Genomic DNA, 21,062 nt, shown 5'->3' on the forward strand with positions numbered 1-21,062 from the left:
ATGGCAGGTGTAGCCAGCAGCAGTCGCCAGCGCAGCAAGATCGCTCCCTATCTGATGATCTTGCCCGCGCTGGTGTACCTCGGGATCTTCTTCGTCATCCCGTTTTTCACGCTGGCGCGTACTTCACTGTCGTCGACGGGTGGTTCGGTCTTCCTGCCGACGCTGACGTTCTCGTGGGACTTCGCCAACTACACCGAGGCGTTCAGCCACTACCGCGACCAGATCATCCGGTCGTTCACCTACGCTGGGGTGGCGACGGTGCTGTGCCTGGTGATGGCGTTTCCACTGGCTTACGTCATCGCGTTCAAAGCCGGCAGGTACAAGAACCTCATCCTGGGGCTGGTGATCCTGCCGTTCTTCGTGACGTTCCTGATCCGGACGATCGCCTGGAAAACCATTCTGGCGGACGACGGTTGGGTGGTCAGCGCGCTCGGCGCCATCGGCCTGCTGCCCGATGAGGGTCGCCTGCTGTCGACGAGTTACGCCGTGATCGGCGGATTGACGTACAACTGGATCATTTTCATGATCCTGCCGTTGTACGTCAGCCTGGAGAAGATCGACCCGCGGCTCATCGAGGCGTCGAAGGACTTGTACTCCTCCAATGCCCGGGCGTTCCGCAAGGTGATCCTGCCACTGGCAATGCCCGGTGTACTGGCCGGCAGCATGCTGGTATTCATCCCGGCCGTCGGCGATTTCATCAACGCCGACTATCTGGGCAGTACCCAGACCACCATGATCGGCAATGTCATCCAGAAGCAGTTCCTGGTGGTCAAGGACTATCCCAACGCGGCAGCACTGTCCATGGTGTTGATGGTGATCATCCTGGTCGGCGTGCTGCTCTACACCAGGGCGCTGGGTACGGAGGATCTGGTATGACAACACAGGCGGGCGCCGTGGTGTCGACCGCGGCTGAGCAGGTCGACCAGCCTCCGAAAACCGTTAAAGGCAGCCCGAAATGGGGCGACTGGATCCTGCGCATCGTGGCCGGCCTGGTCTTGCTCTACTTGTTCCTGCCGATCTTCGTGATCATTCTGTTCTCCTTCAACGACCCGCAGGGCAAGTTCAACTACTCGTGGCAGGGCTTCACGCTGAAGAACTGGGCCGACCCGTTCAAGTACCCGGCACTGACCGATGCGTTGAAGCTCAGCCTCAACGTCGCCGCGGTGTCGACGGCGATCGCGCTGGTCTTCGGCACGCTGGTGGCGATCGCGCTTGTGCGGCAACGGTTCCGCGGGCAGACCGCGGTCGACACGTTCTTGGTGATACCGCTGACCGCCCCCGAAGTGGTGATGGGCGCCGCGTTGTTGACGCTGTTCCTCAACTTGAACTGGGCGACCGGCTACTCCACCATCATCATCGCCCACGTCGCGTTCGAGATCAGCTTCATCGCGATGACGGTGCGCGCGCGAGTGCGTGGATTCGACTGGACGCTCGAGGACGCGTCGCTGGACCTGGGCGCCAGCCCGACTCGCACCTTCTTCAAAGTGACGCTGCCGCTGATCGTTCCGGGCATCATTGCGGCGGCCATGCTGTCGTTCGCGTTGTCGCTCGACGACTTCATCATCACGTACTTCGTCAGCGGTTCGACGGTGACCTATCCGCTGTACGTGAACGCGGCCGTCAAGGCCGCGGTACCGCCGCAGATCAACGTGCTGGCCACCGCCATTCTGGTGATCAGCCTGATCCTGCTGGCGCTGGGCACGCTGGTGCGGCGCAAGCAAGTCACCTAACCGATTTCGACGGGAGTCGGTGAAGGCTGGCGCGCGCCGGTGCGGGCCGCGCCGACGCCTGCGGCCACCACCAGGCAGATGCCGACCACACCGCCGGGTCCGGGCACCTGGTGCAGGATGATCAGCCCCACGATCATCGCGAACGCCGGTTCGAGCGCCATCAGCGTTCCGAACGCCGCGGTGGTGAGGCGGCGAAGAGCCAACATCTCCAGCGTGAACGGCGCGACCGGCAGCAGGATCGCGAGCCCGATCCCGATCAGCAGAATGTCGGGTGTCATGCGGCCGAACACGCTCGGCCCCACCACGGCGGTCGCGACCAGGCCGGCCACCGGCATGGACACCGCAAGCCCGTTGATGCCGACGACCTCGTCGCCCACGCGCTGAGTGAGCAGGATGTAGCCGGCCCAGCAGGCCGCCGCGCCGAGCGCGAGCAGCACCCCGACTGGATCGACCGAGCCCGCCCACGGCTGGGTGAGCAGGACGACCCCGGCGGCGGCGACGCCAGGCCACAGCACGCGCGCCCGCCCCTTGCCGTGGGCCACCGCCACCCCCAGCGGCCCGAGGAATTCGAGGGCGCTGGCCGTGCCCAACGGGATTCGATCCAGGGCCGCCATGAACAGCATGGTGACCGAGGCGGTCACCACACCGAGCACCACGCACACCAGGAACGTGGAGCGGGTGAACGCCGCGGGGCGCGGACGCACGATCAGCAGGATCAGCAGACCGGCCCAGGCCAGTCGCAGCCACGCCGCGCCCTCGACGCCGATGCGGTCGATCAGGGTGACGGCGATCGCCAACCCCAGTTGGACGCACATCATCGAACCCATCGCCATGAAGGCGCCGGTGCGGGCCTGGTTGCCGATCACTCCTGCATTGAACGTGATCCGAACCGTCCACGTCCACGTGATTTTCGTGGACATACCGTTCACGAATCATGAACGGTCAGCGCGTGGCCTACCTGATGGTGTAGCCCCCGTCGATGAGCAGGTCGGCGCCGTTCACCATCGCCGCGGCGTCGGAGGCCAGGTACACCGCGGCCGCGGCGATCTCATCCGGATACGCGAAGCGTCCGGTGGGAATCTGCTTTTTGAGGGCATCCCCGTGCGGCCCCTCCCACGCCTTGCGGCCGAGGTCGGTCAGCACCACCGTCGGCGAGATCGTGTTGACGCGCACGCCGCGCGATCCCCACTCGGCCGCCAGCACTTTCGACACCCCGACCACACCGAACTTCGACGCGCAGTAGGCCACGTGCTGATCGAGGGCCACCGTCGCTGCCTGCGACGCCATGTTGATGATCGCCCCGCCGCCGGACGCCAGCATCGACGCGCCCACCGCCTGGCACATCAAGAACGTGCCCTTGAGGTTGACGTCGATGGTGGAGTCCCACGCCTTCAGCGTCAGTTCCTCGGCCGGGGCCAACAGCGCAATGCCCGCGCTGTTGACCAGGATATCGATGCGGCCGAACGCGTCCTGTACGGCATCGACGGTCGCCCGCACGGCATCGGGATCGGCGACGTCACAACGAAATCCGCGGCTTTCGGTGGGCAGTGATGCGGCCGCGTCTGCGGCACCCGCTTCGTTGAGGTCGACGACCGCGATGCGCGCACCCTTGGTTGCACAGGCCGCGGCGATGGCCGCCCCGATGCCGGTGGCCCCGCCGGTCACCAGGGCGACCTTGTCGGCCAGCGAGAAGTCGAAATCCACTTTGTCTGCTGGCATCTCGCCTCCTATGACGCCTGCTTCTGCCCGGGGATACCTTCGAAGGCGATGTCACCGGTTTCGAGGTTCTTGTTGGTCAAGTCGGTCAGCCCGTCCAGGAACTGCTGGCGTTCGGTCACCACGTGCTGGATCGCGACGTCCACGTTCTCCTTGGTGATCGCGGGCATCATGTAGACCGGTTCGGTGTCGACCTCCTCGCCCTTGGCGAGTTTGTTGGCCACCGCGAGGCCCGCCGCCAGTTCCACGGTGCCGTTCTGCAGCGAGGTGCCGATGAACTCACCGCTCTTGACCGCGTTGAGGCCGTCCTCGATGCCGTCGATGCCGACGATCGGGACATCCGTGCGGCCGGCCTCTTTGAGGGCCTGCAACGCGCCGAGTCCCATGTCGTCGTTCTGTGCGACAACGCCGTCAATCTGGTTGCCGAAGCCCGAGATCCAGTTCTTCATCTTGTTCACGGCCTCGTCGCGCTTCCAGTTCGCGGTGTCCTTGGCGAGCACCTTGATGTCGGGGTATTTGGCCAGCACCTGGTCGATGCCCTTGCTGCGGTCGAGTTCACCGGACTGCCCGAGCGGCCCCTGCAGCACCACGATGTTGCCGCGGCCACCGAGCCGGTCGGCCATCATCTGCATTTCCTGCGCGCCCGCCGCCACGTCGTCGGGCTGAACGCTGGCCGCGACATCCTTGCTGTCGAGTGCGGCGTTGACCGGCACCAGCGGGATGCCCTTCGCCTTGGCGGTGGCCACCTGCGGTCCCAGCGAATCCGCTTGAACGGGAACGACGATGATCGCGTCGACGCCCTGATTGATCATCGAGTCGATCTGGCTGGCCTGCGTGGATACGTCCAGATTGGCGGAATTCCACACCAGTTCGATGTTGTTGTCCTTGGCGTAAGTGTCCATCCCCTCCTTGCCCGCGGTGATGAACGAACTCATGTCGTAGACGGTCACCCCGATGCGGGTGGTGTCGCTGTTGGCCTCGGGGTCACCGGCACCACAGGCCGTCAGACCCGCGGCGAGGGTGCTCGCCGCCGCGAGGGCGCCGATCTTTGATGCTAATTTCATTTGACGGTTCTCTTTCTCTGTGCGACAGCGGATCTGATGACGGTTGGAATTCAGGTACTTGCTCGTCGACGTGAGGACCACACGTCGACGGCGACGGCTGCGACGATCAGCACGCCCTTGATGACGTCCTGCCAGTAAGCGGGGACGACGAGGATGTCGAGTCCGTTGTTGAGAGTCTGGATCATCAGCAGGCCCAGCGCGGTGCCCCAGATGGTGCCGCGACCACCCATCAGGCTGGCGCCGCCGATCACCACCGCGGCGATGGCATCAAGCTCGTAGCCCTGCCCGAGGTTGGGCGGTCCGGAAATCACCCTGGATGCCAGCATGACGCCCGAGATCCCGGCCAGCAGACCGGAGAATGCGTACACGCTGAACAAAACGTTCTTGGTGTTGATGCCGGCGATCTCGGCAGCGTTGCGGTTGCCGCCCACCGCGTAGACGCGCATGCCGTACGTGGTGCGCTTCATCACCACGGCCAGCACGACGATGCCGACGATCATCAGCAGCACCGGGATCTGCAGGCCGAGGATCTTGGTGTTGGCGATCGATCCGAACTCCGGCGGCAACCCGTTGATCGGGGCACCGCCGCCGATGACGTAGGCCATACCCGACCCGGCGGTCAACGTACCCAGTGTCGCGATGAACGGTGGAACGTTGATGCGCGACACCAGGATTCCGTTGATGCAGCCCACCCCGAGGCCGACGACCATGGCGACCAGTACCGTCAGCCACACCTGACCGGGGTTGGCTTTGGCCGTGGCCGCAGCGGCCATCGCCGAGACCGCGATGACGCTGCCGACCGACAGGTCGATGCCGCCGGTGAGGATCACCAGGGTCTGACCCAACGCGATCAGCGCGAACGGTGCCGCGGCCACCAGGATGGTGACCAGGTTGTCCATCGTGCCGAATCGGGCGCTGCGGTAACTGAAGTAAGCGATGACGAGCAGCATCACCAGCACCATCGCGTAGCGCAGTGCCATGCCGGCGAACCACTCGCGGGAGAACAGTCGCACCGGCTCCCCGGTGGCCGGTGAGGCTACGGTGGGAGCCCGCGAAACCACGGCCTCTTCGCCGTCGAGCTGGGTGGTCACGATGCAGCCTCCTGATTTTCTGGCGCGTCGGTCGGCGCTTCGTCGAGTGCGGTCGCCAACCGGAAAACGGACTCCTGAACCGCAGGGTGGTCCAGCGCGTCGCGGTCGAGTTCGCCCACCAGCTGCCCGGCGCGCATGACGAATGCGCGATGCGACAGCCCGACGATTTCAGGCATGTCCGACGAGGCCATCAGCACCGCCATGCCGTTGGCCGCGAATTCGGTGATGATGCGGTAGATCTCGCTGCGGGCGCCGACGTCGACGCCGCGGGTGGGCTCGTCGAGCAGCAGGACGGACACGTCACCGGTCAGCCACCGCGCCAACACCACCTTCTGCTGGTTGCCTCCCGACAGCGTGCCGACTTCCTGTCCGAGTCCCCTACTGCGCAGCCGCACCGACGACATCACATCGGAAACCGCTGTGCTGCGCGCCTTTCCGCGCAGCCACCCGGCGAGCGAGAACGCCGACAGCCGCGGCAGGGAACCGTTGTCGAGCACACTCATCGACAGGACAGCCCCGTTGAGCTTGCGGTCCTCGGGCACCATGGCCATGCCCGCGGTGATCGCGGCCGCGGGTTGGTTGCGTTTGACCGGTCGGCCGCGCACCTGCACCGAGCCCGACGTGCTGCGCCTGGCACCGAAGATCGCCTCGAGCAGCTCGGTGCGGCCTGCGCCGACGAGTCCGGCGAGTCCGACGATTTCGCCCGCGCGCACCGAGAACGAGACGGGCCCTGAGGCACCGTCGACCTGAAGGTCGCGCACCTCGAGCACCGTGTCGGTGCCGGGCTCGGGACGTTGCGGGAACAGGGCGTCGAGTTCGCGGCCGATCATCGCGGTGACGATCTCGTCGTCGGTCACCTCGTCGATCGGGGTGTCGAGGATCAACCCGCCGTCGCGCAGCACCACGACCCGGTCGGCGATGGCGCGGATCTCGGCCATCTTGTGCGTGGTGTACACCATCGCCACGCCTTGGTCGCGCAGCCGGCGCACGATTCGGTAGAGGCCCTCGACTTCACGTTCGGAGATCGCCGAAGTCGGTTCGTCGAGCATCACGACGCGGGCTCCGGTGCGGGCGGCCTTGACGATCTCGACGATCTGGCGCAGCCCGACCGGCAGGCTGCCCATCCGCGCGGTGGGTGAGATGGCGACGTCGAAGACCCCGAGCGTCTCCCGCGCCTCGGCGATCATCGCGCGCCGGTTCAGGAACGGTCCGCGGCGCAGTTCACGTCCGACGAACAGGTTCTCGTAGACGGTCATGTCCTCGATCGAGGCCAGTTCCTGCGGAACGATCGCCACACCGTGGCGCACCGCATCGCGGGGATTGCCCGGCGCGAGCGCGCTGCCGTGCACCGATACGGTGCCGTCGTCGGCGCTGTACTGTCCGCTGACGATCTTCATCAACGTGGACTTGCCCGCGCCGTTCTCGCCTGCCAGCGCGGTCACCGTGCCGGGCTCGAGTCGCAGGTCCACACCCTTGAGGACCGGGACACCTCCGAAACTCTTTGTGATTCCGGAGCATTCGAGCAGTGTTTGCACTATTGCGCTACCGGGTCGTACTTCTCGATGGCCTCGACCTTGTCGGCCGATTTACTCTGCGGATCGAACTCGTACCCGAGCCATTCGCGTGCGAGCCGCCGGGCGAGTTCCAGTCCGATGACGCGCTGACCGAGACACAGCACCTGCGCGTTGTTGGACAGCACCGAGCGCTCCACCGAGAAGCTGTCATGCGCTGTCACGGCGCGGATGCCGGCCACCTTGTTCGCGCTGATGGCGACGCCGAGACCGGTGCCGCACACCAGAAGCGCGCGGTCGGCCTTGCCTTCGGCGACGAGCCGGGCCGCGGCGACCGCGACATGCGGATAGGCGGTGTCCTCGTCGGCGCCGACACCGACATCGGTGACGACCTCCACACGGGGGTCTGCCGCCAGGTCGCCCTTGAGGGCTTCCTTGTATTCGTAGCCTGCGTCGTCGGAGCCGACGACGATTCTCAGGGCCATTTAGTTGTCTCCTTGGGTGGTGAGCGTGAAGCAGTCGGCGACGGTGCGTGCACACATCGCCAGTGATGTGGCTCCGGCGTCGGGTGTACCGACGCTGCGGTCGGCTAGCGGCCGGGCGCGGCCGACCTTGGGGCGCATTTCGGCGGTCGCGCGGGCCGCGTCGATGGCGGTGTCCGCCGCCGCGCGCCAAGCCTGTTGCCAGGCTTGGCCGTTGGCGACGCGTCGGTCGAGTTCGTCGACGAAGGGCAGCAGTGCGTCGAGCATCGTCTTGTCGCCGGGCGCGGCGCCGCCGAGCCGGATCATCGCCTCGTACCCGTCCCGCATCGCGCCTGCGATGTCTGCCGAGCCGGGCCTGCCCGTGTCGCCGAGCCGTGCGCCGAGCGCGCTGAGCAGCGCACCCCAGAGCACTCCCGATGTGCCGCCGGCTTTCGCCGCCCATGCCTTGCCCGCCGCGGTGAGCACCGAACCCTGACCTGCGCCGTCCGCCACGGCCTGCGCCGCCGCGTCGCGAGCCGCGCTGGAGCCCTTGACCATTCCGCGGCCGTGGTCGCCGTCGCCTGCGACGGCGTCGATGTGGCCCAGCTCCTCTTCGGCGTCAGCGAGCATCGCCGCCATCGCGTCGAGAGCCCGCGCCACCAGCCGTCCGCCGCGGCGGCCGTCGTCGTCGGCGAGTTCGGCCAGCGGAGGTGTGGTCGAGGCCGTCGCGGTCTCCGCGATCCGGCGCGCCTGCCCGTTGGGCGAGGGCTGCGCTGCGGCGCCCTTGCGGTAGGCCGGGGTGTCGGCCGGTGCGGTCCAGTACTTTTCGAGCTCGTCGTCGAGCCACATCACCGTCAGCGAGCAACCGGCCATGTCCAGGCTGGTGACGAGCTCACCGACCTCCGGCTCCACGACGACGTATCCGCGTTCGCGCAGCAGCCGCGACACCTCGCCCCACACGACGAACAGCTCTTCGTACTTGGTGCGGCCGAGGCCGTTGAGAATGACCGCGATCCGCTGTTCGGTGGCGTCGGGGCGGTCGCCGAGCACACCGTCGACCAGGGTCGCGGCCAGCCCCGCGGCGGTGGGCATCTCTTCCTCGGCGATTCCGGGTTCGCCGTGGATGCCGAGGCCGACGCCCATCCGTCCGGCGGGCACAGTGAACAGAGGTGCGTCGGCGCCCGGCAGCGTGCAGCCGTCGAACGCGACGCCGAGGGTGCGGGTGGCGGCATTGGCCGCCTCGGCGACCCGTATCACCCCGGCCAGGTCCACGCCGTCCTCCGCAGCCGCGCTTGCGCATTTGAAGACCGTGAAATCCCCTGCGATGCCGCGTCTTTTGTCTTCTTCGCCGCGCGGTGCGCTGGCCACGTCGTCGGTGACGGCGAAGTAGTGCGCGTCGATGCCTTCGCTGCGCAGCGCCGAGACGGCGAGGTTGAAGTTCATCACGTCGCCGGCGTAGTTGCCCGTGGTGAGCAACACGCCCGCGTCGGAATGAGCGGCACGCGCCACCGACGCGGCTTCGTCGGCCGAGGGCGAGGTGAAGATGTTGCCGACGACCGCGCCGTCGGCGAAACCGGGGCCGACCGTGCCGCAGAACGCGGGATAGTGCCCGGAGCCGCCTCCGATCACCACGGCGACCTTGCCGGGCCGGGTCTTGTGTGCCCGCACGACGCCGCCGGGCACGCCGACCACGTAACGCGCGTTGGCGTCGAGGAATCCGGCCAGCATGTCCTCGGTGAAGCGGGCCGGGTCGTTGCACAGTTTTGTCATCGCAGCCGTTCTCCGGATTCGATGTCGAACAGATACACACGTTCTGGCGGTGCCGTGACGACCACTTGCTGTTCGATTTCGTAGTGGTCGGCGGCCGGGGTCTGCACGACGATGCCCTCCTCCAGTCCGGCGACCGTGCCGGTCGCCAGGCCGAACTCGAGCAGGTGCTCGAAGTAGGCGACGGTGGCCCTGACCCCGGCACGCGTGTCGGTCGACAGCGCGCAGTCCTGCGGCCGGATCCCGACGCTGACGCGGGTACCGTCGGCGACGCCGGTCACGGTGGTGTCCAAACCGCCTGCGTTGGCGCCGATTTCGACGTGCGCTCGGCCGTCGCGCACGCGCGCCACCCCGCGCAGCACATTGATCTGGGGTTCACCGACGAATTGCGCGACGAAGAGATTCGCCGGGTCGTCGAATACCTCGTCGGGCGTGCCGAACTGCTGCACCACTCCGGCGTCCATCACTGCGAGCCGGTCGGCCAGCGACAGCGCCTCCACCTGATCGTGGGTGACGACGATGGTGGTGTAACCGAATTCGCGCTGCAGCACCTTCAGTTCGCGCCGCACGCGTTGCCGTGCCGACGCGTCCAGGTGCGAAAGCGGCTCGTCGAGCAACAGCACCGGCGGGTTGCGCACCAGCGCACGAGCCAGAGCCACCCGCTGCTTCTGGCCGCTGGACAGGCCCGCGGGCCGCAGCTCCAGCATGTCGTCCATTTCGAGCCTGCGGCTGATCGACGCGACCCGTTCCTCGGCGCCTTTCGCCTTGCGCGCCTTCAGCCCGTAGAGCAGGTTCTCCCGCACCGACATCGGCGGGTACAGCGCATAGCTTTCGAACCCGACGCCGATGCCGCGCTTGGCCGCAGGCAGCTGAGAGATCTCCCGATCGCCGATGCGGATGGAACCGCTTGTCACCGTTTCCAATCCGGCGATCATGCGCAGCGTTGTGGTCTTGCCGCAGCCCGACGGGCCCAGCAGTGCGACGAGCTCGCCGGGCTCGATCGCGAGGTTGATGCCCTTGACCGCGGGCACGTCCTCGCGGCCGTGGTAGACCTTGACCAGATCGGTGAGCGTGAGGCTCTGCGCCACTGAGGCGGTGTCGGCCGTGTCGCGTGTCCGAGACCGCGTCGTCAACAAACTCACTGTGCTGCCTCCAATAGCGATGCGCGGTCGGGGAGCCCCAGCCGCGGCGTGTCACCGTCACCAGCGGCGAAGACGTGGATGTCGGAGTCGGCGACGGTCAGCGTGACCGTCGCGCCTTCGGTGACGCCGTCCCGCCCGGAGGTGAGCACGATCAGCTGCACACCGCCGGCGTCGACGGTGAGTTCGACGTTGCGGCCCAGACGTTCGGCAAGCACCACCCGGCCCCGGATTCCTGCACCGTCGACATCCGGGCCGACCACGTGAATGTCGCAGGGCCGCAGGCCGACCCGAACCCGATCGCCGCGGCTGCAGTCGCTGTGGGCGTCGGCCGGGATCGGCACGTCGAACGAGCCGTCGCCGAGGCGGATGCGGCCGTCGTCGACGACACCGTCGAGCAGGTTGATCTCGGGCTGCCCCAGCGCCCGCGCGACGAAGGTGTCGGCGGGCCGACGCCAGATGTCGGCGGGCGTCCCGATCTGCACGAGCCTGCCCTTCCGCATGACCGCGATGCGGTCACCGAGCGCGAGCGCCTCCTGGTAGTCGTGCGTGACGTAGAGCGTCGTGGTGTTCGACATGGCGCCGAGCTGCTTGAGCTCGGCCCGCATCGCCGCACGCAGCTTGGCGTCGAGATGGCTCAGCGGTTCGTCGAGCAGGTAGATGTCGGCGGGCCGCACCAGCACGCGGCCCAGCGCCACACGCTGGCGCTGTCCGTTGGACAACTCGCGCGGGAACCGGTCGAGCAGGTGGTTGATGCCCAGCGTGGTGGTCACCTGATGGATGCGCTCGGCGCGCTGGCTTTCGGTGTACTGGCCGGTGCGGCCGGATTTCAGTGGCGAGGCCAGATTTTCCCGCACGGTCTTCTGTGGGTAGAGGGCGTAGCTCTCGAACGCCATCGCCACATTGCGGTGGTAGGGCTCGACGCGGGTGACGTCGCGACCGCCGATGTCGATCGTGCCCTCGTCGATGTCGACCAGCCCGGCAACCGATTTCAGCGTCGTGGTCTTGCCGGCGCCGCTGGGACCGAGGATGACGAAGAACTCGCCGTTGGCGATGTCGACCGACAGCCCGTCGACCGCGCGGATCGGGTTGGACGTCCTGCCGAACGACTTGTGCAGATTGGTGATCGATACGGTTGCCATCAGGCCTTCACCGCCCCGAAGGACAGGCCCCGCACCAGGTAGCGCTGAATGGTCAGCGCCAGGATGAGGGGCGGCAGCGCTGCGATGATCGCGGCCGCGGCGGTCAGGTTGTAGTACGCCTGTCCCCCGCCGCCGAGGAACTTGGTGATCGCGACGGTGACGGTGCCTGCGTTGCTGTCGGTCAGGATGAGCGGGAAGACGTAGTTGTTCCAGGCGAAGATGAACGCCAGCAGGGCCGCTGCCGCGATGCCGGGGCGCACGATCGGCAACGCCACCATGAGGAAAGCCCTTTTGCGGGTGTAGCCGTCGAGCAGCGCCGCCTGCTCGAGATCTTCGGGAAGGTCTTGGAAGTAGGACCGCAGGATCCACACCACCAGCGGCATGGTGACCAGCTGCAGCACCCAGATCATGCCGACCTTGGTGTCGAACAGCCCGATCTGGTTGTAGATGACGAACAGCGGCACGATCACCATCAGCTCGGGTGCAAACCGGAACGACAGCATCTGGAACATCAGGTCGTTGCTGCCCTTGTACTGCCAACGCCCGGCGGCGTAGGCGGCTGGGATGCCGATGACCAGCGAAACGATCACCGCGCCACCGCAGTTGAGCAGGCTGGTCAGCAGCGACGCCTTGAAGTCGACGCTGGTCATCTCGGTGCCCTTGTCGGACAGCACCGTCGCGAAGTTCGACCACGTCGGGCTGAACGAGAAGTACGTGGTGGTCTGCTCCTCGGCGTTCTTCAGCGCCAGCATCAGCATCCAGAAGATCGGAAACAGCGAGAAGATGAACCAGAAGATCAAGCCGAGGTCTGCGGCCGCGGAGCTGAAGGACAGCCGCTTCTGGCCGGGTGCCAGCTCAGTGCGGGAGGTCTTGAATACCTTGACTGCCATGGGTTTAGGACTCCGCTCCGGCAGCACGACGCTGCGCCTTGCCGAGCACGCTGACCAGGTAGCGCGCCGTAATGAACACGAGGATCCACAGCAGCAGCATGTAGGTGCTGCCGCGCGAGTAGTTGAGGTTGATGATCGAGTCCTCGAACGCGCCGATCTGCAGGGTGCGTGTCGCGACGCCGGGACCGCCCGCCGTCAGCACGTAGATGTGGTCGAACACCTTGAGGTTGTCCATGAACCGGAAGATGACGGCCACCAGGATGTAGGGCCACAGCATCGGCAGCATCAGTTTCCGGAACATGTAGAACCAGCCGGCGCCGTCGACCTGGGAGGCCTCGAACGGCTCTTTGGGCAGCGACCGGATTCCGGCCAGCACCAGAATCGCCACGAACGGCGTGAAGATCCACAGGTCGACCAGGATCACCGACCACAACGCGTTGTTGGCCGACAGCCAGTCGAAGGTGTTGCCCAGCCCAAGAACATGATTGAGGATGCCGAACTGGGGGTTGAACATCAGCTTCCACATCACGCCGGCGATCACCGGCGCGATCATCAGCGGAAGGATCAGCACCTTCTCGAAAACCTTGCCGATCACGCTGGACCGGTTGAGCAGCAGCGCCAGCCCCACGCCGATCACGGTCTCGACCGTGGTGGCGATGACCGCGAACAGCAGCGTGACCTTGACGCTCTGCCAGAAGATCTGGTCGCCGAGCACGGATTTGAAGTTGTCGAACCACACGAAGTGCGGATTCGGATTCACCGCCGCGTAGTTGAGGAACGCATAGTAGGCGCCAAGCGCGAACGGGTAGAGAATGCCGATAACGATGACCAGCGCGGGGATCGACAGCAGGTACGGCCGCAGCTTGCGCCGCCAGGTCGGCACCTGCGGCAGCGGGCGCGTGGAGGCCGGGGCGGGCTGCTCCGGTGTGGTCGCCGGCGCCTTGGGGGTCTGCGTGGTCATGGGTGCCAGAGCTCCTAGAGGTTGACCTTGGAGGTGTTGGTCTTGGCCAGGCTGCGCAGACGGCCCGCGGCGTCGTCACCGCCGTAGATGTCCTGCAGGGCCACCGCCCAGTTCTGCGTCGTGTCGAAAAACGCCTTCTGCGGGGTGAATTGGATCTTGGAGTCGCCGATGACCGTTTCGAAGGCCTCCAGATAACCGAACTGGTCGGCGGCGATGCGCTTGAAGGTGGTGTTGAACACCGACGCCCGCACCGGGTCGGCGTAGGTACCGCCCTGCACGGCCTTGTTCATCGATTCCTTGCCGGTGGCCCACTGGATGAACAGCCACGCCGCCAACTTGTTGCGCGAGTTGGCGCTCATCGCCCAGCTCCAGGTCCACAGATTGGTTTTGTAGTTGCCGTCGGGCCCGGCGGGACCCGCGTACCAGCCCAGGTTTCCGGCCTCCTTACTGGCGCCCGGCTTGTTCTTCGGGTAGGTGGCGCTGTCGGCGTCGTAGACCATCATCGCTTTTCCGTCGCCGAGATCGCCTGTGGCGTTGGGATAGTCGTAGGTGGTCCACGATGTCGGCCCGGCCTCATGCTGCATTTGGATCCACTTCTTGGTGAAATCCACGGCCTTGTCGCTTGCCATCTCGGCGACGAGGTCGGTTCCGTCGAACGTGTAGTCCACCGCTCCCTCGCGCACGTACTGCGTCATGAACCCGGGGTGAATGGTGGCCCAGGACTTCGACCCGCGGGTCGCGATGCCGTAGCGGTTCTCCGAGCGGTCGGTGAGATCGACGGCCAGTTGCACGAAGTCGTCGAAGTTGTCGGGCAGCTTGGTGATACCTCGCCGGTCGAAGTAGGCCTTGTTGTAGGCCACCACGTTGTTTTCGAAGCCCCACGGAATCGCCCACTGCCCGCCGGTGCCCAACGGGGCGCCGAGCGTGAAGTCCCACCGGGTGGAGGCGCGCAGGCCTTCGAAGATGTCCTCGAAGTCGTATTCGGCGCTGGTGGCCGAGCTGTTCTCCAGCCACGGGTTGAGGTCTTCGATCCAGCCCGGAGGTCCGTACTGCCAGATGAAGTAGGCGCCAAGCATGAACGCGTCGTGCTTGCCCGTTCCACCGGCCAGTTCGGTGTTGAGCTTGGTGAAGTAGTCCGCCTCTGGCACCAGGTCGACGTTGACGTTGATCCCCGTGAGCTCGGTGAACTCCTTGAGCAGCGGCTGGTAGGACAGCTGGTAGGGATGCGGGGTCTGCAGGATGTTGATCGTCGACCCCGACGCCTTTCGCCAGTCGAAGCCGCCGCCGACCTCGGCCGCACCGTTGGGTGCACTCGCCTTGCCGCCGACTCCGCAGGCCGACAACACCGGCAGGCTCACCGCGGCGGCACCGGCAATGCCCATGGCCGCCAGCATGTTTCGCCGAGACATCCGCGGCCCGGTCGAACCCTCATTCATGTCGTGTTCCTTCGCTCGCGTTCGGCGTCAGGCCGGGATCAGCGAAACCTTCACCGACTCTTTGCCGCTGGCGACGAGGTCGAGGCCCTTCTGGAACTCCGTCAGCGGCAGCTGGTGGGTGCAGATCTTGTCCATCGGCAGCACGCCGGACTCGATCATCTTGATCGCGGCGGGCCAGCAGTACGGGCCGAGGTGCGCGCCGAGCACGTCGAGCTCCTTGTCGTCGCTGATGATGCTCCAGTCGACCGAGGCGTCGCTGCCGAAGACGCCGTACTCGACGTAGCGGCCCAGCTTGCGCAGCAGGTTGAGGCCCTGCGGCACCGCCGAAGTGTGGCCGGTGCCTTCCAGATAGACGTCGGCGCCGTAGCCGTCGGTGAGGCCCTTGACGATCTGCTCGGCGTCTTCCTCGGCGATGTTGATCGTCAGGTCGGCTCCGCACAGCTTGGCCAGCTCGAGCTTCTCCGGCGCCATGTCCAACGCGATGACCCGCATCGGGTTCTTGGCGCGCGCACCGGCGATCATGCCGAGCCCGATCGGCCCGCAGCCCGCGACCACGACGGTGTCTTCGAAGGCGATCTGCGCGCGCTCGACAGCGTGCAGCGAGCACGACAACGGTTCGGCGAAGGCCGCGTGGTGCGCCGGGATGTCGCCGGAAACCTTGTGCACCAACGCTTCTGCCGGATACACCATGTAGTCGGCCATCGCGCCGGGAGTGCGGCGCTTGAAGCCGTACAGGTCGTGCGGCTGGCACATGTGGTACTGGCCGCGCTTGCAGAAGCGGCACTTCCAGCACGGGACGATCTGCTCGGAGACCACCCGGTCCCCGACCGCGATCCCCCACCGCTGCGCTGCTTCGTCGTCGAGTTCGACCACCCTGCCGACGAATTCGTGTCCGGGGATCACCATGGTCTCGGCCCATGCCGGCCGGTTCTCGTCACCCCAGAACTTGGCCGCGCCGTGGTAGCACTTCAGATCGCTGGCGCAGATGCCGACCGCTTCGACCTTGATCAGCGCCTCGCCGGGGCCGCGCTGCGGCACCGCCATCTCTTCGAGTCGGTAGTCGCGCGGTCCGTGACACACGACTGCCTGCATCTTCTCGGGGATCTGCTCGGACATCTGCACTCCTGTCGACCTCGGCTTGTCCGCTGCTCACACGTGTGGCCGTGTTGTGGTTCGAGTCACGCTAACGCTTATGTGCACAGATGTCCAGAACAGTTGTTCAGAGAGAAAGTTTCATGAACAGATGTGCAGATGTCATACTCGTCACATGCCCCGGGCCGCTCAACCAACTCCGCCAGCAGGCGTCGAGAGCACCAGATCCGACGGTGATGCCGGTCATTTCCCGGCATCGCTGCTCTATCAGGCAGCAAAGCTGTACTACACCGAAGACGCGACCCAGGCCGACGTCGCCGCGCAGCTCGGCACGAGCCGGGCAACGGTGAGCCGGTTGCTGTCGGAGGCCAAGCGGCGCGGCATCGTGCGCATCGAGGTGGTGCCGCCGTCCGAGGTCACCGTCGGTGACCTCTCCGACCGGTTGGCGCGCGCTTTGTCGCTGACAAACGTGTATCTGAGCATGCCGCTGCCGACGCCCGGGCCGGGGCGTACCGACCTCGACGTGATGGGAGGCGCGCTGGCACCGGCGGTGGGGCGCGCGCTGTCCGCGGCGGGCTTGCTGCCCGGCGACGCGCTGCTCGTGTCGTCGGGGCGCACCGTTTACGAGGTCGCCCAGTACGACCTCGTGCCGCTGCCCGGCGTCCGGGTGGCGCCGACGGTCGGCGGCAACGACCAGCCCGAGGCGTGGTACCAGACCAACGAGATCACCCGGCTGGTCGCCGACCGCATCGGCGGGCGACCGAACTATCTGTTCGCCCCGGCGCTGCCGGGCCCCGACCTGTATCCATCGCTGCTCAACGATCCGAGCATTCAGCGCGTACTCGACCTGTGGTCGCATGCGCGGTGCGCGTTGATGGGTGTCGGCGCTCCGCCGCTGATGCGTTCGGACATACCGCAATTCGTGCCCACCGGCTCGTCGTCGCTGCGCGCGGCCGTCGGCGACGTGTGCTCGCGGTTCTTCGACCGCGCAGGCGAGCCGGTCGAATTCGAGGGCAGCGAGCGCTTGATCGCCGTGGAACTCGAAGCGCTGCGGCATGTTCCGGTTACCATCGCCGTCGCCGTCGGCGCCGAGAAGGTCGAGTCGATCATCGGCGGCGCCCGCGGCCGGTATTTCAATCAACTGGTCACCGACCCGGCGACGGCGTCGGCGATTCTCGACACCGTGGAGCGCCCATGACGACCCTGGCCGACCCCCGCTACGCCGGTGCCTTAAGGCTCGACGGTAAGCGCGCGCTGATCACCGGCGCGACCAAGGGCATCGGCGCCGACATCGCCCGTGCGTTCGCCTCCGCGGGCGCCGACCTGGTTCTCAGCGGCCGCGACGAAACCGAGTTGAGCGCGGCCCGCTCGGCGTTGTCCGAGCAGTTCGGCACTCAGATCCATACCGCGGCAATCGATCTGGCCGAGGCCGATGGCCCCGCCGAACTGGCACGACGGGCAGCCGATGCGTTCGGTGGGCTCGACATATTGGTCAACAACGCCGGCATCTCCCATCCCCAACCGGTCACCGCAACCGATCCGGCGTTGTTCGACGCGACGATCGCGGTCAACCTGCGCGCGCCCGCCCTGCTGGCGTCGGCGGTAGCGGCCGCGATGGTGGAGGCAGGCACCGGCGGGTCGATCATCACCGTGGCGTCGGCCGCCGCGCTCGCACCGCTGCCCGACCACTACGCCTACTGCGCGTCAAAGGCGGGGCTGGTGATGGCGACGAAGGTGCTGGCGCGGGAACTCGGCCCGTATGGGATCCGGGCGAATTCGGTGTGCCCGACGGTGGTGCTCACCGAGATGGGCCAGCGGGTGTGGGGTGAGGAAGCCAAGGCCGCACCGATGCTGGCCCGAATTCCGCTCGGCCGCTTCGCCGTTCCGCATGAGGTGTCCGACGCGGTGGTCTGGCTGGCCTCGGATGCCGCCAGCATGGTCAACGGCGTCGACATTCCGGTCGACGGCGGCTACACGATGGGCTGAGACTCAGCCCGGCTCCGTCGCAGCCAGCCGGTGCACCTGGGGCTTGGTGGCCGGATACAGTTCGCGCCACGTGTCGTAGAGGTCGTCGTAGAGCGCGCGGTTGCGCGGATCGGGTTTGATCTCGCGCGCGATCTTGGCCCAGTCGGTGCTCGGCGGCACCAGGCCCACACCGATGGCGGCCAGCAGCGCGTCGCCGTAGCTGGCGCCGATGGCCTGCTCGGGCACCAGTTGCGGACGGCCGGTGATGTCGCTGACGGCCTGCGCCCAGATCGGGCTGCGCAGCCCGCCGCCGACGGCGACGGTCCGATTGCCTGCGTGTGCGTCGTCGAACCGCTCGAGGATCTGCCGGATCCCGAACGAAATCCCTTCGTAGGCAGCGCGGAACAGATGTCCACGGCCGTGACGCAGCGTCAGTCCGGCGACCACCCCGCGCGCCTGCGGGTCGAAGACAGGTGTCCGCTCGCCGGCGAAATACGGCAACACCAGTAGGCCCTCGCAGCCGGGCGGCACCCCCGTCGCCTCGGCCATCAGATCCTCGAACGACGCACCGCCGGTGACCTTCTGCAGCCAGCCGATGAGGCTGCCCGCCGTCGACGTGCCTGCCGCCAGCGCCAAGCTGTCGCGGTCCACCCCCGCGGTCGTCCAGAGCGTCGGATCGCTGTGGTACTCGTCGATGACCTGGATGAGAAACATCGTCGAGCCGTACATCAGCATCTGATCGCCCGGCCGGCGCACTCCGACCGAGAACGCTTCCGAGTAGGCGTCGACGGTGCCTGCGACGACCGGGGTGCCCTCGGGTACGCCAGTTGCGGCGGCCGCCTCGGGCAACACACCGCCGACGACCTCGTTGGGCCAGACCAGCCTCGGTAGCGGCAGCGGACCGCAAATCCGCTGCGCCCATTCGTAATTCCAGTCGAGCTCACGGGTGGCATACAGCGGGTCGCACTGGCTTGCGGTGTGGTGGTCGATGGCGTATTCACCGGTCAGCTTGGCGGCGATGTACGAGTTCGAGCCGTACCAGCCGCGGGCCGCGTCGAACACGTGCGGCTCGTGGCGGCGCACCCATTCCAGCTTCGGGCCGAGCGCCTGGCTGGACAGCAGGGTGCCTGCGCGCTCCAGGATTTTGCTCTCGCCGAACTCTTCGGTGAGAGAGGCGATTTCTTCGGTCGCGCGGGTGTCGACGCCGTACAAGATCGCCGGGCGCAGTGGCCGCAGGTCGCTGTCGCACAGCACCAGGCACGGGCCGACTCCACTGACGCACATGCCCGCCACCCTGCCGCCTGGCGGTAGTTGTGACATCAACGCATTGCTGATCGCGCAGACCTCGCGCCACCACATCCCCTCGGCGTCGGCTTCCGCCCATCCCGGCCGGGGCAGGTCCATCCCGTGTGCGATGGCCTCGGACGCGATCACTGTCCCCGATATGTCGACGAGGACGCCTTTCGTGCTCCCCGTCCCCATGTCGATTCCGAGCAGCAGGTCCACGCGACAAACCCTACGTGGAGCGCCACAGCCGATTCACGCGATCCGGACCGTTCGGGTGCTCGACGCGTTGCTGGACACATCGTTCGGTTTCTGTGAACAATCGTCGGGTGGACACCCGCCGCCTGCAACTGCTCCTCGCGCTGTCCCGACTGGGTTCGATGCGCGCGGTCGCCGAGACGCACAACCTCACCACGTCGACGGTTTCGCAACAGATCGCCGCGCTCGCCAAGGAGACCGGCGCCCAGCTGATCGAGCCCGAGGGCAGGCGGGTCCGACTGACGCCGGCCGGGCGTCGACTGGCCGACCATGCCGTCACAATCCTGGCCGCCGTGGAGAGCGCCCGGCTCGATCTCGATCCGGATGCCGAGCCGGCGGGCACGGTCCGCATCGGCGGATTCGCCACTGGTCTTCGCGTCTCACTGCTACCGATCGTGGCCGAGCTCGCCGACCGCTATCCGAAGGTGGGTTTCGTCATCAGCGAGTACGAGCCGATCGAGGCCTTCGCGCTGCTGACCAACGACGATCTCGATCTGGCCCTGACCTACGACTACAACCTCGCGCCCGCATCCCCCGGTCCGGTGTTGGAGACCGTCGCGCTGTGGTCGGTCGAGTGGGGTCTCGGCGTCCCCGCCGAGCGTGAGAAGGGCAGAGCCGACATCGGCAGCTACGCAGATCACACCTGGATCGTCAACTCACGCAACACCGCAGACGAAGACGCCGTGCGCACCCTGGCGTCGCTCGCCGGCTTCACGCCCCGGATCGCACACCAAATCGACAGCCTGGACCTGGTCGAGGATTTGATCGTGGCCGGATACGGGGTGGGCCTGTTGCCGATCGACCGGCCGACCCATCCCGGCGTGACGGTGCGTCCGTTGGCGGATCCGCAGGTGATTCTGACCGCTTACGCGGTGACGCGGCGGGGCCGGGCGACGTGGCCGCCGCTTCGTGTGGTGCTCGATCGGCTTCGCCCGCCGCAGGGTCGGCCGCTGCCCCGGCTGAGCTGGCCGCGTCCGGAGGCCAAGCCGTGATGGGTCAAGCGGCGTTGCGCTTGCGCCGGGCCTCGCGCTTACTGGTGTCCAGCGACCACAGGTGAGCGCAGGACGGGCACTGCATGTCCACCAGCGGGCCTTTGTTGCCCAGCAGGTATTGCCAGTGCGTGGCGCAGTTGCGGGAACTCTGACAGTCGGCGCAGCGGGCGCCGTGCAGGCAGTTGGGGCACTCCAGCCAGGCACGTCGCGACCGGTCTGCGGTCGGATCAATCGGCAGCATGCTCGCCCGACCGCTCCGGCAGCACACCTGCGCTGACCAGCTCGTCATAGATGCGCTGCTGCTCTTCGTCCAGGTCGGAGTAGAGCATGTCGTAGGCCTTGTTCTCCTCGGCGAGAACGGCCACGGATCCCAGTCCTCACCGATCGCCTCTAATACAGCGGTGCGGCGGCGGACCTCATCCAGCGTCAGGTCATACGCGAATTCGAGGTCGGCCATGGCCACCTCCCGTCCATCAGTCACGCAGTCACGCACATATGCAGTCCGGCTAAGCAATGAGAACGTGACGCTTCCTAACCAACGCCGAGGAAGCAATGAATCAGGT

At 66.8% G+C, this 21,062-nt stretch carries 20 protein-coding genes and 1 pseudogene; 5 read left to right on the forward strand and 16 right to left on the reverse strand.

Translation table 11 applies throughout. From position 1 onward, the window contains the following. Together CQY20_RS15000 and CQY20_RS15005 are read left to right on the forward strand one after the other, a co-directional pair. The gene (locus tag CQY20_RS15000; RefSeq protein WP_097940871.1) at positions 1 to 876 is read left to right on the forward strand and encodes an ABC transporter permease; all 876 of its coding nucleotides are present in this window, start codon (positions 1 to 3) and stop codon (positions 874 to 876) included. Further along, a complete protein-coding gene (locus CQY20_RS15005; protein ID WP_097940872.1) occupies positions 873 to 1,730 on the forward strand; it encodes an ABC transporter permease in 858 nt (285 codons plus the stop codon). The genes CQY20_RS15000 and CQY20_RS15005 overlap by 4 nt, the downstream gene beginning before the upstream one ends. Here CQY20_RS15005 and CQY20_RS15010 read toward each other — a convergent pair. The 13 genes from CQY20_RS15010 to eltD are packed head-to-tail and all read right to left on the reverse strand — an operon-like array spanning position 1,727 to position 16,024. Further along, positions 1,727 to 2,650, reverse strand: a complete 924-nt coding sequence (locus CQY20_RS15010; RefSeq protein WP_097940873.1) for an EamA family transporter — start codon at positions 2,648 to 2,650, stop codon at positions 1,727 to 1,729. The genes CQY20_RS15005 and CQY20_RS15010 overlap by 4 nt on opposite strands. Before the next feature lie 34 nt (positions 2,651 to 2,684). Further along, positions 2,685 to 3,449, reverse strand: coding sequence for a GolD/DthD family dehydrogenase (locus CQY20_RS15015; protein ID WP_097940874.1), 765 nt, complete (start codon positions 3,447 to 3,449; stop codon positions 2,685 to 2,687). An 8-nt stretch (positions 3,450 to 3,457) separates the two neighbouring features. Then, positions 3,458 to 4,510, reverse strand: coding sequence for a substrate-binding domain-containing protein (locus tag CQY20_RS15020; protein ID WP_097940875.1), 1,053 nt, complete (start codon positions 4,508 to 4,510; stop codon positions 3,458 to 3,460). Positions 4,511 to 4,560: 50 nt separating this feature from the next. Next, positions 4,561 to 5,601: an ABC transporter permease gene (locus CQY20_RS15025; RefSeq protein ID WP_097940876.1), complete on the reverse strand. Its 1,041-nt coding sequence runs from the start codon at positions 5,599 to 5,601 to the stop codon at positions 4,561 to 4,563. Then, on the reverse strand, positions 5,598 to 7,139 hold the full coding sequence (locus CQY20_RS15030; RefSeq protein WP_097940877.1) for a sugar ABC transporter ATP-binding protein: 1,542 nt from the start codon (positions 7,137 to 7,139) through the stop codon (positions 5,598 to 5,600). The genes CQY20_RS15025 and CQY20_RS15030 overlap by 4 nt, the downstream gene beginning before the upstream one ends. Beyond that, positions 7,136 to 7,597 carry a ribose-5-phosphate isomerase gene (locus CQY20_RS15035; RefSeq protein ID WP_097940878.1) on the reverse strand — a complete coding sequence of 154 codons (462 nt, stop codon included), beginning with the start codon at positions 7,595 to 7,597 and terminating at the stop codon, positions 7,136 to 7,138. The genes CQY20_RS15030 and CQY20_RS15035 overlap by 4 nt, the downstream gene beginning before the upstream one ends. Next, a complete protein-coding gene (gene derK / locus CQY20_RS15040) occupies positions 7,598 to 9,343 on the reverse strand; it encodes a D-erythrulose 4-kinase (RefSeq protein WP_097940879.1) in 1,746 nt (581 codons plus the stop codon). It abuts the gene before it with no gap. Continuing rightward, the gene (locus tag CQY20_RS15045) at positions 9,340 to 10,482 is read right to left on the reverse strand and encodes an ABC transporter ATP-binding protein (protein WP_371871128.1); all 1,143 of its coding nucleotides are present in this window, start codon (positions 10,480 to 10,482) and stop codon (positions 9,340 to 9,342) included. The genes derK and CQY20_RS15045 overlap by 4 nt, the downstream gene beginning before the upstream one ends. Continuing rightward, positions 10,479 to 11,621, reverse strand: a complete 1,143-nt coding sequence (locus CQY20_RS15050; RefSeq protein ID WP_097940880.1) for an ABC transporter ATP-binding protein — start codon at positions 11,619 to 11,621, stop codon at positions 10,479 to 10,481. Before CQY20_RS15050 ends, CQY20_RS15045 begins: the two co-directional genes overlap by 4 nt. Continuing rightward, positions 11,621 to 12,511, reverse strand: a complete 891-nt coding sequence (locus CQY20_RS15055; RefSeq protein WP_097940881.1) for a carbohydrate ABC transporter permease — start codon at positions 12,509 to 12,511, stop codon at positions 11,621 to 11,623. The genes CQY20_RS15050 and CQY20_RS15055 overlap by 1 nt, the downstream gene beginning before the upstream one ends. A 4-nt stretch (positions 12,512 to 12,515) precedes the next feature. Next, positions 12,516 to 13,472, reverse strand: a complete 957-nt coding sequence (locus CQY20_RS15060) for a carbohydrate ABC transporter permease (RefSeq protein WP_097940882.1) — start codon at positions 13,470 to 13,472, stop codon at positions 12,516 to 12,518. 14 nt (positions 13,473 to 13,486) lie between these two features. Then, positions 13,487 to 14,908: an extracellular solute-binding protein gene (locus tag CQY20_RS15065; RefSeq protein ID WP_097940883.1), complete on the reverse strand. Its 1,422-nt coding sequence runs from the start codon at positions 14,906 to 14,908 to the stop codon at positions 13,487 to 13,489. Positions 14,909 to 14,935: 27 nt separating this feature from the next. Beyond that, positions 14,936 to 16,024 carry an erythritol/L-threitol dehyrogenase gene (gene eltD / locus CQY20_RS15070; RefSeq protein ID WP_097940925.1) on the reverse strand — a complete coding sequence of 363 codons (1,089 nt, stop codon included), beginning with the start codon at positions 16,022 to 16,024 and terminating at the stop codon, positions 14,936 to 14,938. 151 nt (positions 16,025 to 16,175) lie between these two features. On the opposite strand from eltD, the gene CQY20_RS15075 reads away from it, so the two are divergent. Continuing rightward, entirely contained in the window at positions 16,176 to 17,198 is a 1,023-nt protein-coding gene (locus tag CQY20_RS15075) for a sugar-binding transcriptional regulator (RefSeq protein ID WP_097940884.1), read from the forward strand. Beyond that, complete coding sequence (locus tag CQY20_RS15080) at positions 17,195 to 17,986, forward strand: SDR family NAD(P)-dependent oxidoreductase (RefSeq protein ID WP_097940885.1); 792 nt, start codon at positions 17,195 to 17,197, stop codon at positions 17,984 to 17,986. Before CQY20_RS15075 ends, CQY20_RS15080 begins: the two co-directional genes overlap by 4 nt. Positions 17,987 to 17,989: 3 nt before the next feature. Here the strand turns inward: CQY20_RS15080 and CQY20_RS15085 are convergent, their stop codons facing one another. Beyond that, complete coding sequence (locus tag CQY20_RS15085) at positions 17,990 to 19,471, reverse strand: FGGY-family carbohydrate kinase (protein WP_163701521.1); 1,482 nt, start codon at positions 19,469 to 19,471, stop codon at positions 17,990 to 17,992. A 107-nt stretch (positions 19,472 to 19,578) separates the two neighbouring features. Between CQY20_RS15085 and CQY20_RS15090 the strand changes: the two genes are divergently transcribed. After that, complete coding sequence (locus CQY20_RS15090) at positions 19,579 to 20,499, forward strand: LysR family transcriptional regulator (protein ID WP_097940886.1); 921 nt, start codon at positions 19,579 to 19,581, stop codon at positions 20,497 to 20,499. 4 nt (positions 20,500 to 20,503) lie between these two features. On the opposite strand, the gene CQY20_RS15095 is transcribed toward CQY20_RS15090, so the two are convergent. Both CQY20_RS15095 and CQY20_RS15100 read right to left on the reverse strand, forming a co-directional pair. After that, on the reverse strand, positions 20,504 to 20,740 hold the full coding sequence (locus CQY20_RS15095; RefSeq protein WP_097940887.1) for a hypothetical protein: 237 nt from the start codon (positions 20,738 to 20,740) through the stop codon (positions 20,504 to 20,506). Then, positions 20,727 to 20,956, reverse strand: a pseudogene (locus CQY20_RS15100) (DUF6400 family protein). The gene CQY20_RS15095 and the pseudogene CQY20_RS15100 overlap by 14 nt, the downstream one beginning before the upstream one ends. Positions 20,957 to 21,062: the final 106 nt, after the last annotated feature.

The organism is Mycolicibacterium agri, from assembly GCF_002553505.1.
In the GTDB taxonomy this organism is placed as follows: Bacteria; Actinomycetota; Actinomycetes; order Mycobacteriales; family Mycobacteriaceae; genus Mycobacterium; species Mycobacterium agri.

Coding starts and splice junctions, on each gene's coding strand:
- CQY20_RS15000 (WP_097940871.1), top strand. CDS start 1: ATGGCAGGTGTAGCCAGCAGCAGTCGCCAGCGCAGCAAGATCGCTCCC.
- CQY20_RS15005 (WP_097940872.1), top strand. CDS start 873: ATGACAACACAGGCGGGCGCCGTGGTGTCGACCGCGGCTGAGCAGGTC.
- CQY20_RS15010 (WP_097940873.1), bottom strand. CDS start 2,650: ATGTCCACGAAAATCACGTGGACGTGGACGGTTCGGATCACGTTCAAT.
- CQY20_RS15015 (WP_097940874.1), bottom strand. CDS start 3,449: ATGCCAGCAGACAAAGTGGATTTCGACTTCTCGCTGGCCGACAAGGTC.
- CQY20_RS15020 (WP_097940875.1), bottom strand. CDS start 4,510: ATGAAATTAGCATCAAAGATCGGCGCCCTCGCGGCGGCGAGCACCCTC.
- CQY20_RS15035 (WP_097940878.1), bottom strand. CDS start 7,597: ATGGCCCTGAGAATCGTCGTCGGCTCCGACGACGCAGGCTACGAATAC.
- derK (WP_097940879.1), bottom strand. CDS start 9,343: ATGACAAAACTGTGCAACGACCCGGCCCGCTTCACCGAGGACATGCTG.
- CQY20_RS15050 (WP_097940880.1), bottom strand. CDS start 11,621: ATGGCAACCGTATCGATCACCAATCTGCACAAGTCGTTCGGCAGGACG.
- CQY20_RS15055 (WP_097940881.1), bottom strand. CDS start 12,511: ATGGCAGTCAAGGTATTCAAGACCTCCCGCACTGAGCTGGCACCCGGC.
- CQY20_RS15060 (WP_097940882.1), bottom strand. CDS start 13,472: ATGACCACGCAGACCCCCAAGGCGCCGGCGACCACACCGGAGCAGCCC.
- CQY20_RS15065 (WP_097940883.1), bottom strand. CDS start 14,908: ATGAATGAGGGTTCGACCGGGCCGCGGATGTCTCGGCGAAACATGCTG.
- eltD (WP_097940925.1), bottom strand. CDS start 16,024: ATGTCCGAGCAGATCCCCGAGAAGATGCAGGCAGTCGTGTGTCACGGA.
- CQY20_RS15075 (WP_097940884.1), top strand. CDS start 16,176: ATGCCCCGGGCCGCTCAACCAACTCCGCCAGCAGGCGTCGAGAGCACC.
- CQY20_RS15080 (WP_097940885.1), top strand. CDS start 17,195: ATGACGACCCTGGCCGACCCCCGCTACGCCGGTGCCTTAAGGCTCGAC.
- CQY20_RS15095 (WP_097940887.1), bottom strand. CDS start 20,740: ATGCTGCCGATTGATCCGACCGCAGACCGGTCGCGACGTGCCTGGCTG.